A 17,092-nucleotide genomic window follows, 5' to 3' on the forward strand; every position below is an offset into this window, starting at 1 on the left:
CTTTCGTTATTTAAGTGCGTTCCATTGAGCACTATTTGATCAAACCTAACTTTGATACTGGTAACCGCTTTTACACCTATGCATCAACTTTGTGTTCAGTTTACGTAAACGTCAATTTAAAATCAGAATAGTGCTTGAAAGATTAAGTTGCAATCGAGTTCATCGAGAAAGATTTGAACTAACGCAAACTTTAAGTAAATAAATTGTTAATAAAAATTATTCTCAGACGACTACATATTCGGATAGTTAGGGCCACCACCACCTTCCGGCGGTGTCCAGGTAATATTTTGACTTGGATCTTTGATGTCGCAGGTCTTACAGTGGATACAGTTCGCCGCATTTATTTGCAGCTCTGGCTGCTCCTCCCCCTGTACGATTTCATACACGCCAGCCGGACAATAGCGCTGTGCTGGCTCTGCATATAATTCAAGGTTCTGCTCAATAGGAATCCGTTGGTTCGCCAGTCGTAAGTGGCATGGTTGATCTTCCTCATGGAAGATATTGGATAGATAAACAGAAGAGAGGCGATCGAAACTTAACACGCCATCAGGCTTCGGATAGACAATTTTATTGCTGTTTTCCGCCAATAACAGAGACTGATGATCAGGCTTATCACAGCGGATATGCCACTTAGCTTTACCTTTTAACACGTTATGTTCCAGCAGCGCTAAGCCACCGCCCAGCCACGATCCAAAGCGGTGGATTCCACTTGAGAAGTTACGTGCTTGATAAAGCTCTTCATACAGCCAAGACTGTTTGAAATGCTTTTGATAATCAGCAATAACTGACTGACTCTCAAGGGTTTCACATACTGCTTCGGCGGCAAGCATGCCAGATTTCATTGCGGTGTGCGTGCCTTTGATTTTAGCGCCGTTAAGCGTTCCTGCATCACAGCCAATCAACAAGCCACCAGCAAACTGTTGCGTGGGAAGCGAATGGAAACCGCCCTTGGTGATCGCTCTTGCGCCATAACTAATTCGTTTACCATTTTTGAGGTATTGCTCAATCATCGGGTGATGTTTAAAACGCTGAAATTCATCGAATGGACTCAAGTGCGGGTTCTTATAATTCAAGTCAACTATCAACCCAACGGCAACTTGGTTTCCCTCTAAATGGTAGAGGTAGCTGCCACCTGTGGCTTCGTTCGCTAACGGCCAGCCTAAGCCGTGAACCACTAACCCTTGTTGATGCTGCTCTGGTGGTATTTCCCACAGCTCTTTAAAGCCGATAGCGTAATGTTGAGGCGTTTTATCTTCAGCGAGATTAAATCGATTAATCAACTGCTTACCAATATGACCCCGCGCGCCTTCAGCAAATAAAGTAAACTTCGCTCGCAGTTCAATACCAGGTTCGAAATTTCCTTTTTGTTCACCATTTTTGTCTAATCCCATATCGCCCGTGATCACGCCACAAACGCGGTTGTCTTCATCGATGATGGCTTGACTGGCGGTAAAACCTGGGTAGATCTCCACCCCTAAGTTCTCAGCCTGCAACGCCATCCATCGGCATAGACTGCCCAAACTTATAATGTAATTACCGTCGTTATGTAACGTATTAGGCACTGCCCAAGAAGGCAGTTCATGACCATTGATTTCGTTGCCCAGATAATAGGTTTTATCTTGGTTTACTTTGGTATTGAGTGGTGCGCCTTTCTCCTGCCAACCTGGAAACAGCTCATCCAAACTGCGCGTTTCAAACACCGCACCCGATAAAATATGCGCTCCAACTTCAGAGCCTTTTTCTACCACGCAAACAGTGAGGTCTTGTTCTTTTTCTGCTGCTAATTGTTTGATTCGGCATGCCGCAGACAAACCTGCGGGACCAGCGCCTACAATCAGAACATCAAATTCCATGCAGTCTCTTTCCATGATTGCATTCCTTTTTCTTTACATGTTGCCAACTTGTTAAGCAACAATATATTTAAAGTTGACGCAAACGTAAAGGTAAATTAACATCATTTTAAAGACGTCATCACATCGTCTTCACTGTAAACACATAGTCTTCACTGTAAAAAGGAATCTAACGTGAAAATACTAGTGCCAATCAAAAGGGTCATTGATCCCTACATTAAAGTTCGCGTGAAAGCGGACCATAGCGATGTTGAAACCAATAACGTCAAGATGACGATTAATCCATTTTGCGAAATAGCCGTTGAAGAAGCCGTACGACTAAAAGAGCAAGGTATTGCAGATGAAGTCATCGTTGTCAGTGCCGGCGGTAGCCAATGTCAGGAGCAACTACGTACTGCGCTTGCTTTAGGTGCCGATCGCGCTATTCATGTCGATACTGAAGACAAAATAGAGCCATTAGTTGTAGCTAAGCTGCTCAAAGCTCTGGTTGAGCAAGAACAAGCACAGCTTGTGATTACGGGTAAACAATCCATTGATACTGACAACAACCAAGTGGCTCAGATGCTGGCAGCCCTACTTGACTGGCCTCAAGCAACTTTCGCTTCCGACGTTAAGATAGAAGATCAAAAAGTTCAGGTCATGAGAGAAGTGGATGGCGGCTTGATGACGGTCGCGATGAACCTACCTGCTGTGATCAGTACTGACTTACGCCTGAATGAACCGCGTTTTGCCTCTTTGCCTAATATCATGAAAGCTAAGCGCAAGCCGTTAGATACAATCACACCTGACAGTCTGGGTGTTGAAGTGGTATTTAGCCAAACCATTCAAGAAGTCACACCTCCAGCGCAAAGAAAAGGTGGCATCAAGGTTGAATCTGTCTCAGAGCTTCTCGATAAGCTGCGTAACGAAGCGAAGGTGATTTCATGAAGAACTTAATCATAGCGGAACATGACAATAACCAATTGCATGCGGACACACTCAAAGTGGTTAATGCAGCAAAACAAGTCAGCCAAGACAATGTTTTGATCGTAGTGGGCCACCAGTGTGAAGAAGTCGCTCAGCAAGCCTGTCGCGTTGATGGTATATCAAATGTAATTTGTGTCGATGATGAGCAACTTAAGCATCAATTTGCCGAGAGTATCGCACCTATTGTGGTGAGTATTGCTGAAGGTTTTGACGCAATCTGGGCTAGCTCATCATCAAAAGGGAAAGATCTTGCACCGCGAATAGCCGCGAAGTTCGGCGTTGGGCAAGTTTCCGATATTGTCCAAGTTATCGATGAAAACACTTTTATCCGCCCTATTTACGCAGGAAACGCATTTGCCAAAGTGACCACCAGCGACAAGGTTCGCGTCGTCACAGTGCGCGCGTCTGCGTTTGAGCCGGTTACTTGTCACAACCAAGCTGATATCGAGCATCAGCAGGTCACTATCTCAGAGCCATTGGTTGAATTGGTTTCTGTCGATAAAACCGTGTCAGAGCGTCCTGAATTAAGCGCGGCAGAGGTGGTTGTGTCAGGTGGACGCGGGGTCGGTAGCAAAGAGAACTTCGCGTTGATCGAACAAGTTGCCGATAAACTAGGTGCTGCCATTGGCGCTTCTCGCGCGGCGGTTGATGCAGGGTTTGTTGCCAACGATTTACAAGTGGGTCAAACCGGTAAAATCGTTGCGCCTAAGCTTTATATTGCGGTCGGGATCTCCGGAGCAATCCAACACCTTGCAGGAATGAAAGAGTCCAAAGTGATTGTCGCGATCAACAAAGATCCTGAATCTCCTATCTTTGAAGTTGCCGACTATGGATTGGTTGGTGATTTATTTGAGGTACTACCTCAGCTTGCCGAACAACTTTAAACGATCAGATAAGGGGCGAACACTGCTATGTTCGCCCCTTTATTTTGTTTTTGGTCATATTCAAAAGAATTGAAATTAGAGGGACCTATGCCAAATTCTGCACCTATTTGGTCACCATCTGCTGAGCGCGTCAGCAATAGCAACTTATTACGGTTCATCGAAAAGGTTAATAAAGACAAAGCCGAAGGTACCGTAATCAACAATTACACGTCTCTACACCAGTGGTCCATTGAGCACAATGATGAATTTTGGCGACATACTTGGCAGTTTTGCAACGTAATCGGAGATATGGGTTCGCAAATCAAGAGCCTTGGCAGTCCCAAATGGACACAAACAGGTTCTAATCATCACCATGTAAATAGAGACACAGTATGGTTTGCTGACGCCACGCTGAACTACGCAGAGAACCTCCTATCTCAGGCTGAACAATCACCAGAGCGTGAGTTTATCGTTTTTACTAATGAAAGCGGTGAACACAAGCAACTCACTGGTACACAGTTGCTCGAACAAGTGTCTGTCGTTCAGCAATGGCTACTCAATTGTGGTGTTGGCAAAGGCGATGTCGTTGCGGGTTATTTGCCCTACCTTCCTGAAACCGTTATTGCCATGCTGGCCACCACCAGTCTTGGTGCCATTTGGACTTCAACCTCGCCTGATTTTGGTATCGATAGCGTCGTAGAGCGTTTTGGCCAGGTCAAGCCGAAAGTTCTTTTTTGCTGTGATGGCTACCAGTTCGGAGGCAAAGCTTTCGATATGACGGACAAAAACACGACTCTTAGTAGTAAGCTAAGCAGTGTCTCCGAATACGCCACTATTAGCGTATGCCAAATCGAATATATACAAAACGCTAAGAGTGCTAGCACTTCTGACTTTGTGTATTGGTCTGATATTACTCACCACTTTTCTCCAAAACCAGTTCAATATCAATCAACACTGTTTAATGACCCATTATTCATTTTGCATTCTTCTGGCACAACGGGGCAACCAAAGTGTATTGTCCATTCCGTGGGCGGAACCCTGCTCAATCACCTCAAAGAACACCAACTACATTGCGATACCAAACCACAAGACAAGGTTTTCTACTACACAACATGTGGTTGGATGATGTGGAACTGGCATGTTTCCGCTCTTGCGAGTGGTGCAACCTTAGTGATTTACGACGGTAGTCCGGTTTACCCTGATCACTCGGTCTTATGGCGATTAGCGGAAGAACATAGCGTGTCACTGTTTGGTACGTCAGCGAAATACTTAGAAGCACTGGAGCATGCGAACTGCTCTCCAAAACTAGAACATAACCTGAAATCACTCAAAACTCTGTGCTCAACTGGTTCGGTGCTTTACCCAGAACAATTTAATTATGTCTATCAGCACATCAAGCAGGACTTGCATCTCGCTTCTATCGCTGGCGGCACGGATATTTGTGGGTGTTTTGTACTTGGGAACCCTATTTCACCGGTGTACAAAGGCGAATGCCAAGGTTCAGGGCTGGGAATCGACGTGCGTGTTTTGAACGACGAGGGAAATGCGATTACAAAGCAACGCGGCGAACTAACGTGCAATAACTCGCTACCTAATTTCCCTATCGGTTTTTGGCACGACGACGGCGAACGCTATCACAACGCTTATTGGAGCAAGTTTACCGATATCTGGCACCACGGCGACGATGTGATGCAAACCGAACATGGCGGCTTTATTTTTTATGGCCGTAGCGATGCGACATTGAATCCAGGCGGCGTACGAATCGGCACCGCTGAGATCTATCAGCAAGTGAACGCGTTACCCGAGGTCGAGGACTCCATCGCCGTCGGCAAGTTAAACCAGCAGTCTGAAGAAATCTGGTTACTAGTAAAACTCGCTCACGAGGTCGAGTTAACCCAACAACTCACCGATTCAATTCGCCAAACATTAAAAACAAAATGTTCACCGCGCCATGTACCACGCCAAATTTTTGCTATCAGTGATATTCCTAAAACGCGCTCAGGAAAACTGGTTGAACTAGCAGTGAAACAATTGGTTAATGGACAACCTGTAAAAAACATTGGTGCCATTGCCAACCCAGAAGTGCTGGAAGAAATTAGCCAGCTTAATCAATAGTGACAATTGGTTAAACAAGAAAAAACTTAATCATTGCGCCAAATCTTATATCCGACCTCTCGCATTGCTCTGCCGAGCAAGTGGGAGGCGACTGGCGCCGTGAGAACGATAAACAACATCGTACCGATAACTCTGGAGATCACGGTGACTTCAGGAATTGAGAGGGCAACCGCTAGTAGTAAGCAACTAACTCCGACGGTACCGGCTTTGGTTGCGGCATGCATTCGGGTATATAGATCTGGCAACCGCAACACACCTAAACTAGCGCTTAGGATCAATAACGTCCCTAAACATAAAAACAGCCCAATCAACACATCCATTATTCTTTCTCCTTCCTTTTAACGATCAAACGCGCAAATGCGATTGTGCCAAGAAATGCGACCAAACCTAATGTAATGGCGATATCTAACAAGGCATCCTCACCACTGTCTAAGGTGTAAACCGTAATAAAACCGATGGTGATAAATGAAATCAAATCTAACGCCACAACTCGGTCAGCCAGCGTTGGTCCTAAAATTAAACGGAAGAAAGCCATAACGAAACTGAGTAATAGCCCTGCATAGGCAAAAGTGACACTTATTTGCAGCCAACTATCCACGCGTCACCTCCAAAATTCGATGCTCTAATCCGTTTTTAATTCCACGGATAACTGCTTCATGCTCAGGAGCAAACATGGCATGAACGATAAGATGCTTTTTATCAGGCGTAACGTCCAAACTGAGTGTGCCCGGTGTTAACGAAACCATATTCGCAAGTAAGGTGATTTCAAGGTCGGAATCGACGTCCAAAGGGACATAGACGATATCTGGCTGGCTCAAATGCGTTGGCGTCACAACATCCCACACGACTCTTGCAACCGATATGATCATTTCATAAGCGAAGTACACCAGTAACTTTAATGCCGACGCAAAACGTCGAAAGTAGCTGGTTTTTAATCCAAATGGTTGGCTCAACCGTAAGGCAAAAAAACCGACCGTAAATCCGACAATAAAATTCAAACTCGAATAACTGCCGTTTAACATCATCCATGCTAATGCTAAGAAAAGATTGAGGAATAGATAGATCATAAATTTCCTCCCAATACCGCTCGAATGTATTCATTCGGATTTAACAGTTGTTCAGCGGCTTGAACAGAAAACTGATAAAAAGGCTCCGCCACCAAGCCTATGATCAACGTGAACATGGTCAATACGGCAATTGGAACGCAATACAACCAATGTACTTTGACTTGCAGAGTCTGTTCTGTTTTCTCCCTAACCGGCTTTTTCCAGAATGCCTCACTCCAAATTTTCGTCATCGAGTAGACGGTAAGCAGCCCCACCAATAGCGCGGTACCGGCTAACCAGTAATATTCAGCCTGTATGCTCGATTTGATGACCAAGAATTTGCCCCAGAAACCAGAGAGCGGCGGAAATCCTGCCAGAGAAAACGCAGGGACAAGAAACAAGAACGCTAACCAAGGCATTGCTTTATATACCCCGCCCAAATGTTCAAGTTGACTAGACCCATATTTGCGCTCAATAAAGCCACCGATTAAGAACAAATTCGCTTTTACAATGATGTGATGAACAATGTAGAAAATAGCGCCAGCCAAAGCTAAAGGAGTGTAAATCGCTAATCCCATTATCATGTAACCTATTTGGCTAATGATGTGAAAAGAAAGAATTTTCTTAATGTCGAATTGACTTGCCGCCCCCAAAACGCCCGTTAACATGGTGAGGCCAGCAATCCAAATCAACGTCGGCTGCCAACCACTCTCGGCGAGCGGAAATACTAATGTGAAGACTCGTATTAACGCGTATACGCCGACTTTAGTAAGCAACGCAGCAAACAGCGCAACCACACCACTTGGTAAGGTGTGATAAGAAGCTGGCAACCAAGCAAATAAAGGAAATAGTGCCGCTTTGATAGAAAAGGCAAACAAAAACAAGGCGGACAACATCATGTTGATGCTCAGTTCGCTCTCTCCCGCTTTGGTATAGAGATCGGCCAAGTTCAAGGTGCCAGTTGCACCATACAACAAACCGATGGCAAGTAAGAACACTAGCGTCGAAATCAGGTTCAACATCACATACTTCACTGCCCCATCAATTTGAGTTTTCGTTGCATCTAATACCATTAAACCAAATGACGCGATGAGCATGACCTCGAACCAAACATACAGATTAAAAATATCTCCGGTGAGGAACGCGCCATAAACACCAGCAAGCAACACGTGCGTCAACGCATGGTAATTGCTATAGGAAGGTTTTCGGTGAAGGTCCGCCATGGCATAGAAAACACATATCGCACCAATCACCGCCGTAATCATCACCATGGCAACGCTGAAGTAATCTGCGACAAAAACGATACCAAACGGTGCTTGCCACTGGCCAAAAGCAACGGCTTGAATACCATTACTTATGATGTTTTCTGTGAGAAAGCCTGCGACAACAAGGTTCAAAATCGCACTCGCGCCACTTAACCACTCAGCACTTTTTGTTGAGCGACGTACAAAGAAAATGGTCAGCGCCGTACTCAATGAAAGAACAACAGGTAACGTCAGCAAAATCGAACTCATTGACCCTCCTCAGAACGTTGCATTTCGTCGACGTCTGCGGTTCCAGAATCTTTATAAGCTCGATAGAACAACATTAAAGCAAAAATAAGTAGCCCAAAACCGATGACTATCGCGGTTAAAATCAGTGCTTGAGGTAATGGGTTTGCCGCGCCATCTGGTGGCAAAAGTGCATTATCGCCAATCAATGGCGGCTCTCCAGGAGTCAGCCTTCCCGCGGTAAAAATAGCAAGGTTAACCGCACTACTGAGTAACATGATACCGAACAAAAGACGCAAGATATGTTTTTCAAGCATTAAATAAACACCTGCGGCGACAAATACTCCAACGACAACACTCCAGACAATTTCCATCACTCTAGCTCCTCATTAATACGAAGCAGCATCCCCATCACGCCACCTATAACGGCAAGATAAACACCAACATCAAAAACCAACGGCGTACCCAGTGGTATCACATCTTTCCACCACAACCCGGTTAAAAACGGTTTATCAAACGCAAAGCTCAAAGCTCCTGATATCAAGCTCAATGCAATGCCAGATAACGCAATGAAAAACGGCTTGAAATACAATCTAGAACGAACGTATTTCGGTGATTCCGCGAACATGAGAAGCGATAAGCCAATAACGGCAATCAATGCACCAATGAAGCCACCACCCGGTTCGTTATGACCACGTAATAACAGATACACTGAGAACACGAGCATGAGCGCCGCGACGATATGTGCCGTGGTTGCAAAAATTAATGATTGAATACGGTTTTGCTTTTTCGCTCTTGTCTTAAGCAAGCTCACTGCTGCAATCCCAGCAATGACAACGACGACAACCTCTCCCAATGTATCAAACGCACGAAAGTCGACGAGAATGACGTTGACAATATTGCGCCCATGCCCGCCTGGGACACTATTTTCCGCAAAGAATTCCGACACCGATGAATCCATCGGCTGGGACGTGATTCCTAACAAGAGGAAAGTAATCGAAACACCTATCACGCCCGCTATACAAACATTCGCCAATTTACGTTTTATTGAATGCTTGGGCACGGTGGTTAAACGCGGCATATGACGCATTAACAATGCTAAAAAGACCACCATTAATGTTTCCACTAACAGTAGAGTCTTCGCGACGTCCGGAGCACTGTAGATCATAAAAACAAGCGTGGTCATAAAACCAATCATGCCTAGCGCAGAAATCGCAAGAAGCCTTGAGTGAGACAACGTACATACGATCGCTGCACCAACCAGCAATAAGGCAATGCCAATCTCATAGAAAGCCACGTTTGAAAGCTGTTCAAACAAAGGCAGAGGAATAAATGCTACCTGACCAAGCAAAGCGACGGCGAGTACCGTGAAAAATAGCAGGACATAACGACTCAACTTCTTTTGCTGCAACAGCGCCGTTTGCCACTTCGCCAGTGTCATCATGCCATCTAATAGTCGTTCAAAAGCGTTCTCCGCTTTAGGTACGAACAGATGTAACCGCTGAAAAAATGCAGACACAGTAGGATAAACACGGTACACCACATACCCCAATACTAGCGTGATAACGCTTAGGACCAGCGGTACATTCACACCATGCCATAATGATGTCGCTTTAAGAGCAGCTGTGGGCAGAATGTCAGCAGAGCCCGGAAAAATGATATTGCGATCTAACCAATTTAAACCGACTAAAGGAACGATGAGACTGCCAAGTGCCAAGAGTAAAGGTGGAACCCACATAGCCTTTTGGGCCTCAATCGGCTTCGTTTCAATTGGCACGAGAGCACGGTGAGCAAAGAATGGTCTCGCAATAAGCATAATAGTTAGCGCAACCATCAGTATATTCACGATTAAAAGTACAAAGGCGATCCAGTTATTGAGCTCTACGGCGGATTTGTACATGTATTCTTTGCTCAAAAAGCCTAACAACGGCGGGAATCCCGCTTTAGACAATGCAGCCAAACTCCCCGCAACCATGCTGATGACGAGCACTGACTTCAAGCCGTACAGTTGATCGATATCTCGTGTTCCTGTCGCTTTGTCGATATTGCCCACCACCATAAACAGCGCTGCTTTATAGAAAGAGTGAGCGAGAATAAACATCAATACTGCGCTCACGGCCAAATCTGTGCCCATACCTAACAATAATGTTAGTTTCCCCAAAGCCACGTTCGTGCTGTAGGCTAGCATCAGCTTCAAGTCAGTTTGTTTTAATGCGACAAACGTGCACCAAACGGCGGTGATACTCCCTGTGATCACTAAGGCATAAAACCAAACCTCGCTATGAGCATAAACTGGCGATAAACGTGCTAACAAGTAAATGCCCGCCTTTACCATTGTTGCCGAGTGTAAATACGCACTGACTGGAGTGGGCGCTGCCATCGCGTTAGGTAGCCAAAAATGAAACGGGAACTGCGCAGATTTAGTAAATGCACCAAGTAGTATGAGCACGAGAGATGGGATAAACCATTCATGCTGCGCAATAGTGTCTGCCTGCTCGATAATGGTATTTAGCTCATAACTCCCTGCCATTGCTCCCAGCAAGATAAGACCAGCTAGCAACGCTAGCCCACCAGCACCGGTAACGATCAACGACTGCAGTGCATTTTTTCGTGACGTTTTGTTTTCGTGATTAAAACCAATCAGCAAGTAAGAGGTGATGGTGGTGAGTTCCCAGAAAACGAACAACAATAGGATGTTATCGCTCATCACAATCCCTAGCATGGCAAGCATGAATAGGGTTAGGTATAAATGAAAGGAAAATCGGCTATCACTCTCTCGTAAGTAAGCCAAAGCGTATATTTGGATCAGTGCGCCAATCCCGCTGATCAGCCCGGCAAAAAGGAATGACAGACCATCTAACCTAAAGCTGAAGTTAATATCGAGGCCAGGTATCCATTCCGCATTCCAGCTTACGCCTGTGGGTGTGTAGATGTAAAAAAGAAAAGAGAAGATTAAAATTGGCAGCACAGGGAAAATCAGTAAGACCAACTGATTATCGGGATTTTTCGGCAGGTTTTCTTTACCCGTTATGCTATTCAACATCGCAGCCCATTCATTTTTATAAGAAAGTTCGCCCTGTTTGGCGCAAAGATAAAAAGCTCCACTTGATTGTTTTAGCCCAAGTATTTCAAAAAAGATCATAAAACCAAGGGATAAGTAGCAAACAGCAATCACTGAATGCTACTTAAAGGAACGTTAATACAAACAGCTACTTGCTGTCCGCTACGGTGTAAGAACGTAGATCACTACTTACGTGTTCTCGACTGAATGTGTATGGATTATCGTCATCAGTTAACTCGAACGCATCGTAGGTGCAGTCACCGATATCATTTCTCGGACAAACATAAACGTTCGAACGTTCTATCATTTCTGTGTGGCATTTCGGGCATAGGTTTTTCATGTCACTCTCCTCTGATAACTTATTGATACACTGATAATTCCATGTTCTAGAACTCCGTCTCCCTCCTTTACCTAAAACAACCACTTAAACCTAGGTTTGTTACACACCAATTACTGAATCGGCGATACAAAACCATCGGGCTTAAGAGCGACCAAACTACAGTTTATAGATTGCAAAATATTTTCAGCCGTATTACCAATGACGTAGCCAGATATCCCAGTTCTCGCTAAGGTACCCATGACTAGAACGTCCACTTCTATGCTTTCTACGTAATCCGGGATTTTTTCATCAGGCTTTCCGTGTAAATGATGAATCACAATTTCACCCGTAATCCCCGACTCTTCCAGCAGTTGTTGTAGAGCTTGTTTATGATCGGCTTTTGCTTTGTCGAGTTCATGTTTCAACTCAGCATCGTCGACTTGAATCCAAGCATTGTCATGTAGGTAGTTCTCTAAGTAATATTCCCAGCAAGAAATCACATGTAAACGACTGTCACAGGTGTCGGCTATTGAACGAGATAATTCAAGCAAACGCACCGCTAATGAGTGCTGTTCATCGCTCGCCGTTAACGGATCTATCGCAACAGCCACACGGCGTTTGTCTCTCGGCTTATCAATCGGTCGGTGTAACCATAATGGACAAGGACATTTGCGTAACAGTGTCATATCAATGGCTTTGAAGCCTTCAGCGCCTTCACCGAGTGGTTCAGCTTCTTTGATGATAAGATCTTTGTTGTCAGCTAATGCTTCTTTAATGATACAGACAGCGGGTTTTTCACTGCTTTTCACAGTAAGAGGAAATGCCAGATCATCTTCAGAAAGATCGAGCTTCTGTCTGTATTCCTGAATGCTTTGTTTGAGGGAGTCTTGTAGCGATTGCTCATAACTTTGCTGATACTGGAGCATATCCGCGGGGAAGTCGGGGCACGCAATTAGCCCTGAAACAGGTACTTTGTTGCTGGATGCGATCCTCATCGCTTGTTCGAGCGCCTCACTATGACCAGGCAATCCTTGTGTTGCAAAAAGTATGTTCGCGAATCGTTTCATACACACCTCCTTGTTTGGTTAAATATTAACCACCCACAAAGTATAATACCTAACGGATAATTGTAACGGCTTGTGACGTTGATGAAATCAATTCTCATTAAGCTATGGATATTGCTTCATTTTGCTTTACGTCACCTTCTCCTTTTCTTTACGACTGTGGCCCGCTGACCCCAATAGAGCTACATACTAAAAATTGAGACCAAATAAAAACCCAAATTACTCAAAGCTTTTTCTCACCTTGAGTAACTTGGGTATAAGCAATAACACACTTAGGCTACGGACTTAAATGGGTAACCTAAATTTTCATACGACTTAGTTGAAAGATGCCATATCAATCACGAATCAGTGTGCAAATATTCACAGCCCTAATGATCCAGAAGTCGCTGTAAATTAATGTTAAGGTTGCTGTTTTGTTGGTGCCAAAGCAATTTCGCGAACACATACACCTTGCGGTTGCTGATAAGCAAACAGCACTGCTCGTGCAATATCGTCGGCTGCCAACACGCCCCCCATATCCTCTTTCCAAGCATCATAGCCATCTTTAATATCTTGAGACGTAGTATGTGAAAGTAATTCAGTTTCCACTGCGCCAGGTGCAATAGTCGTAACACGAACATTCGATGATGCGACTTCTTCACGTACGTTTTCAGAAATCGCATGAACCGCAAATTTGGTACCACAGTAAGCGGCATGATCAGGAAATGTTTTCTTGCCCGCAATAGAGCTGATATTAATGATCGTACCACTGTTACGCGCTTTCATCGGTGCTAAAACGGACTGCATGCCATTTAGCAAGCCAAGTACGTTCACATCAAACATGCGCTTCCACTCCGATGCGTCCTGAGTATCTATCTGGCCTAGAAGCATAACGCCTGCGTTATTTACAAGTGCATCTACCGGACCATACAACGCTTCTGCTTTCTCAATTGCCGCTTCAAAAGAAGCTTTATCGGTCACATCTGCCTTTTCACAAAGCGTATTTGGTAAGTTTAATGCTTCTAAACGTTCTACACGTCTTGCTAACAAAAGAAGAGCATGGCCCTGTTCGCTGAAATGACGTGCAATCGCTTCACCAATGCCTGAACTAGCGCCTGTAATAACAATTAACTTTTTCATTTTGAATCCTTAATAGAACGGTTTACCTCAATGGCGATAAGTTTAAGAAAACTTTGTTTGTTGATATATACCGACTTAGTTGAAACACTGTTGTTATACTGCAACAATACTTTTTTGAATTACGCAGAAGTCATCATGCAAACACACATCAACCTTGCGGATATCCGCTCTTTCGTCCTAATCGCTCAACTAGGAAACTTCACGAAAGCAGCAGAGCAACTTGGCGTTTCTCGCTCACACGTTTCACGTCAAATAACAAATCTGGAACAACAGATTGGTGCCACTTTGCTACAAAGAACCACTCGAACACTGAAGCTCACCGAAGCAGGCAAGGTTCTGTATAAACAGTGTGAAACCGCCCTTCACAATATTGATCAAGCTGTTATGGCAGTGGTTGATGATGTAGAAGAATTAAGAGGCGAAATTCGTATCAACTGCGTGGGGGGTTATTTAGGGGAAGACGTTGTCGCAGATATCGTTGCTCAGTTTCTAATCCAACACCCACAAGTGAACATTAACTTAGATTTTAGCAGCCATCGTGTCGATTTAATCGCGGATGAATTCGACATCGCTTTTCGAATGGGAAAGTTAGACGACTCCAACTTTATCGCTCGCAAACTGATTGATGTGGAAATGGGGACGTACGCAAGCCCAAGTTATTTAGAAACACATGGCTATCCTTCGCATCCAAAAGACTTAGAAAAACACATTTGTTTGACAGGTAGTGTGACACGCTGGGCATTCGAGAACACAAATACAAAGCAGTCAACGGAACACCAGATACGTGGACAGTTACGATGTAAGAGTGGCAGAGTAATGATAAAAGCAGCGTTGGCGGGAAATGGTATCATCCGTGTGCCAGCACTTTATTGCCAACAAGAACTCCAGACAGGCAAGCTAAAAGAAGCGTTTACCGACTGGAGCATTCCGAGTGTGGAGTTTTCACTCCTTTACCATCACGACCGACATCAACCAAAACGCATCCGAGCCTTTATTGACTTTGCTACTCAATATTTTCGTCAGCTGCCGAGTAAACACAAGTAACGTGCTCGATAGCATTTCACTATGTGAACCAATATATACGGAATCTATAAAGCCCAAATTTGTACTAAAGAAATACGTAAGCATCGTGATGTTTTAAGGTCTAGTTTTCATAAACATTAGCGGTGTTTGCCCAGTTTGCTTTTTGAAAAATGCAATAAAAGCACTGTCTGAAGAAAACTCCAGCCAATCAGCAACGGCGCTAACTTGCATTCCCGTTGATAACAATTCAACTGCTTTTAAGAGCCTCCACTGTTGACGCCAATCTTGATAATTCATACCCGTTTCCGACTTAAATAATCGTGTTACCGTCTTGGTACTTGCCCCCACTTTGCTTGCAAGAGTAGTAAGCGAAGGAGCGAGAAATGAAGGTTCAACCAACTCCCGGCGAAATGTTGTTAAGCGCCGATGTGATGGCAAAGGCAACTGAAACGAATAACGTTTCGCAGCATAAAACTCCTCCCAGAAGAGTGCTGTCGTATTTAGCATCTCGCTGTTAGGCTTATCCCACTCCCAAAATGACATTTTATCAATGAGGGCTTGGAGTAAATTATTCACTTCTATCATCGTGATCTTACTCGGACACGCAAACACCTCACAATCAAAATACAAAGATCGATACGCAACCACATTCGTCATCAGTGCGCGATGCGGCGTATTAGGTGGGATCCAAACCGCCTTTGTCGGGGGCAGAATACAAATCGAATCTTTCAGAGCAAAACTCATACAACCTTGAGATGCGTACAACAATTGCCCTTTCTTGTGCTGATGCATACCTGAGTCGTGCTTGCCAATATCCGCAGCAATTCCCACTACACAATTAGAAATTTTGTCTGCGTCAAATTGTGTTTCTTCGTCAATAAGTGCCATTTTGTCCGAATGTTGATGTATTTGGTTTTTATGTTGTTATTAGATCAATCATAGCCTCATTTATACTGCCCGCCAACTTCATTAACGATGGGTAACAATATGAATACTAAGCCCTCTTTATGGCTCATGCTGGTTATGTTGATGTTTCCACAAATTGTAGAAACCATCTATAGCCCAGCGTTGAGCTCAATCGCTCTATCATTTGATGTAAACCACGCACAAGCAGCCCAAACATTGTCGATTTACTTCCTAGCTTTTGCCATTGGCGTTGTAGTTTGGGGAGTGCTCGCAGATAAACTGGGAAGAAGGCCTACCATGCTTATTGGGCTCTTTATCTATAGTTGTGCGTCTTTACTCGCAACTCAAACCGAGAGTTTTGCTGTTGTCATGGCTGCGCGAGCCCTGAGCGCATTTGGTATCGCGGTAGGTTCCGTTGTCACACAGACCATGCTTCGTGACGCATTTGATGGTCAAGAACTGAGTAAAGTCTTCAGCTTAATGGGGATGGGTCTATCAATCAGCCCGGTAGTTGGCATGCTATTAGGCGGGCAGCTTACAGCGCTTGGTGGATACCGTTATGTGTTTTTTGCCTTGTTTTTAATCGCGTTATTATTGCTCGCTTATAACGTTATTAAGCTTCCTGAAACACAGAAAGAACAGACACCAGTACGGTTGCGTCAACTTAGCTGGAAAATGGTAAGAGACGCGCGAATTTGGCGCTCAGGATTACTGGTTGCTTTGTATAACATTGCTCTATTTTCTTATTACCAGCTTGGCGCATTTACTTTCTCAGCACTTGGGTATAGCTCCGAACAATTTGGATACAGTGGCATGGTACTGGGGTTAGGCACTCTGCTTGGGAGTTATTTAAACAAATCCCTAGTGTCTAAAAATGTTCGAAAAAGCCAACTACTTTGGCTCTCAGCAGTATTGCTTAGTTTGGGATCAGTCGGTGTGTTGATTCTGAGCCAATCAATCTGGTTTGTTGCTCCAATGATGTTAGTCGTCATGTCGTATGGGATTGCGATACCCAACATACTCAGTGATGCACTCGTTGATTATAAACAACAGGTAGGTAGCGCAGGTGCTTTATTTGGGCTCATGTACTACATCATGATCGGGACGGGATTAGCGATGGCTGGAACAGTACAAAACTTAGGTGTCGTTCTATTAGCATGTAGCTGTTTAGCGATTTTATTAGCGTTTTCTACAAAACAAGTTCATACCGACTTGTGAGTATAATAATGAAATACTCTCCGTAATGGTTAACCGAGAATCTAGAGAATTT

At 44.4% G+C, this 17,092-nt stretch carries 16 protein-coding genes; 5 read left to right on the plus strand and 11 right to left on the minus strand.

What is annotated here, in order from left to right; genetic code table 11:
* Positions 1-230 precede the first annotated feature (230 nt).
* Positions 231-1,868, minus strand: a complete 1,638-nt coding sequence (locus F7Y48_RS10630; protein ID WP_258508522.1) for an electron transfer flavoprotein-ubiquinone oxidoreductase — start codon at positions 1,866-1,868, stop codon at positions 231-233.
* A 156-nt stretch (positions 1,869-2,024) separates the two neighbouring features.
* Here F7Y48_RS10630 and F7Y48_RS10635 point away from each other — a divergent pair, with 156 nt between their 5' ends.
* The 3 genes from F7Y48_RS10635 to F7Y48_RS10645 all read left to right on the plus strand — a co-directional run bounded on the left by F7Y48_RS10635 (position 2,025) and on the right by F7Y48_RS10645 (position 5,794).
* Positions 2,025-2,777, plus strand: coding sequence for an electron transfer flavoprotein subunit beta/FixA family protein (locus F7Y48_RS10635; protein ID WP_258508523.1), 753 nt, complete (start codon positions 2,025-2,027; stop codon positions 2,775-2,777).
* Entirely contained in the window at positions 2,774-3,700 is a 927-nt protein-coding gene (locus F7Y48_RS10640; RefSeq protein ID WP_176319299.1) for an electron transfer flavoprotein subunit alpha/FixB family protein, read from the plus strand. Before F7Y48_RS10635 ends, F7Y48_RS10640 begins: the two co-directional genes overlap by 4 nt.
* Positions 3,701-3,787: 87 nt before the next feature.
* Positions 3,788-5,794, plus strand: a complete 2,007-nt coding sequence (locus tag F7Y48_RS10645; protein ID WP_316683928.1) for an acetoacetate--CoA ligase — start codon at positions 3,788-3,790, stop codon at positions 5,792-5,794.
* A 26-nt stretch (positions 5,795-5,820) separates the two neighbouring features.
* Here F7Y48_RS10645 and mnhG read toward each other — a convergent pair whose 3' ends face one another.
* From mnhG to F7Y48_RS10690, 9 genes are all read right to left on the minus strand, one after another.
* Positions 5,821-6,114: a monovalent cation/H(+) antiporter subunit G gene (mnhG, locus tag F7Y48_RS10650; protein WP_054867462.1), complete on the minus strand. Its 294-nt coding sequence runs from the start codon at positions 6,112-6,114 to the stop codon at positions 5,821-5,823.
* Positions 6,114-6,392, minus strand: coding sequence for a cation:proton antiporter (locus tag F7Y48_RS10655; RefSeq protein ID WP_005392606.1), 279 nt, complete (start codon positions 6,390-6,392; stop codon positions 6,114-6,116). Before F7Y48_RS10655 ends, mnhG begins: the two co-directional genes overlap by 1 nt.
* Positions 6,385-6,861: a Na+/H+ antiporter subunit E gene (locus tag F7Y48_RS10660; protein ID WP_046875929.1), complete on the minus strand. Its 477-nt coding sequence runs from the start codon at positions 6,859-6,861 to the stop codon at positions 6,385-6,387. The genes F7Y48_RS10655 and F7Y48_RS10660 overlap by 8 nt, the downstream gene beginning before the upstream one ends.
* Entirely contained in the window at positions 6,858-8,354 is a 1,497-nt protein-coding gene (locus F7Y48_RS10665) for a Na+/H+ antiporter subunit D (protein WP_258508525.1), read from the minus strand. The genes F7Y48_RS10660 and F7Y48_RS10665 overlap by 4 nt, the downstream gene beginning before the upstream one ends.
* Positions 8,351-8,704 (minus strand): Na+/H+ antiporter subunit C, encoded by a 354-nt coding sequence (locus tag F7Y48_RS10670; RefSeq protein WP_167427378.1) that lies wholly within the window; start codon positions 8,702-8,704, stop codon positions 8,351-8,353. The genes F7Y48_RS10665 and F7Y48_RS10670 overlap by 4 nt, the downstream gene beginning before the upstream one ends.
* Positions 8,704-11,373: a hydrogen gas-evolving membrane-bound hydrogenase subunit E gene (mbhE, locus tag F7Y48_RS10675; RefSeq protein ID WP_258508526.1), complete on the minus strand. Its 2,670-nt coding sequence runs from the start codon at positions 11,371-11,373 to the stop codon at positions 8,704-8,706. The genes F7Y48_RS10670 and mbhE overlap by 1 nt, the downstream gene beginning before the upstream one ends.
* Positions 11,374-11,539: 166 nt before the next feature.
* Complete coding sequence (locus F7Y48_RS10680) at positions 11,540-11,731, minus strand: hypothetical protein (protein WP_005392611.1); 192 nt, start codon at positions 11,729-11,731, stop codon at positions 11,540-11,542.
* Between the two features lie 110 nt (positions 11,732-11,841).
* On the minus strand, positions 11,842-12,777 hold the full coding sequence (locus tag F7Y48_RS10685) for a universal stress protein (protein WP_046875927.1): 936 nt from the start codon (positions 12,775-12,777) through the stop codon (positions 11,842-11,844).
* A 396-nt stretch (positions 12,778-13,173) separates the two neighbouring features.
* The gene (locus F7Y48_RS10690; protein WP_316683935.1) at positions 13,174-13,893 is read right to left on the minus strand and encodes an SDR family oxidoreductase; all 720 of its coding nucleotides are present in this window, start codon (positions 13,891-13,893) and stop codon (positions 13,174-13,176) included.
* A gap of 135 nt (positions 13,894-14,028) precedes the next feature.
* On the opposite strand from F7Y48_RS10690, the gene F7Y48_RS10695 reads away from it, so the two are divergent.
* Complete coding sequence (locus F7Y48_RS10695; protein WP_316683937.1) at positions 14,029-14,937, plus strand: LysR family transcriptional regulator; 909 nt, start codon at positions 14,029-14,031, stop codon at positions 14,935-14,937.
* A 93-nt stretch (positions 14,938-15,030) separates the two neighbouring features.
* On the opposite strand, the gene F7Y48_RS10700 is transcribed toward F7Y48_RS10695, so the two are convergent.
* Entirely contained in the window at positions 15,031-15,804 is a 774-nt protein-coding gene (locus tag F7Y48_RS10700) for an AraC family transcriptional regulator (RefSeq protein WP_170901826.1), read from the minus strand.
* Positions 15,805-15,903: 99 nt separating this feature from the next.
* Here F7Y48_RS10700 and F7Y48_RS10705 point away from each other — a divergent pair, with 99 nt between their 5' ends.
* A complete protein-coding gene (locus F7Y48_RS10705; protein WP_258508529.1) occupies positions 15,904-17,040 on the plus strand; it encodes a multidrug effflux MFS transporter in 1,137 nt (378 codons plus the stop codon).
* Positions 17,041-17,092: the final 52 nt, after the last annotated feature.

The sequence above is a fragment of the Vibrio sp. 2-1-2a genome, from assembly GCF_032648565.1.
In the GTDB taxonomy this organism is placed as follows: domain Bacteria; phylum Pseudomonadota; class Gammaproteobacteria; order Enterobacterales; family Vibrionaceae; genus Vibrio; species Vibrio diabolicus.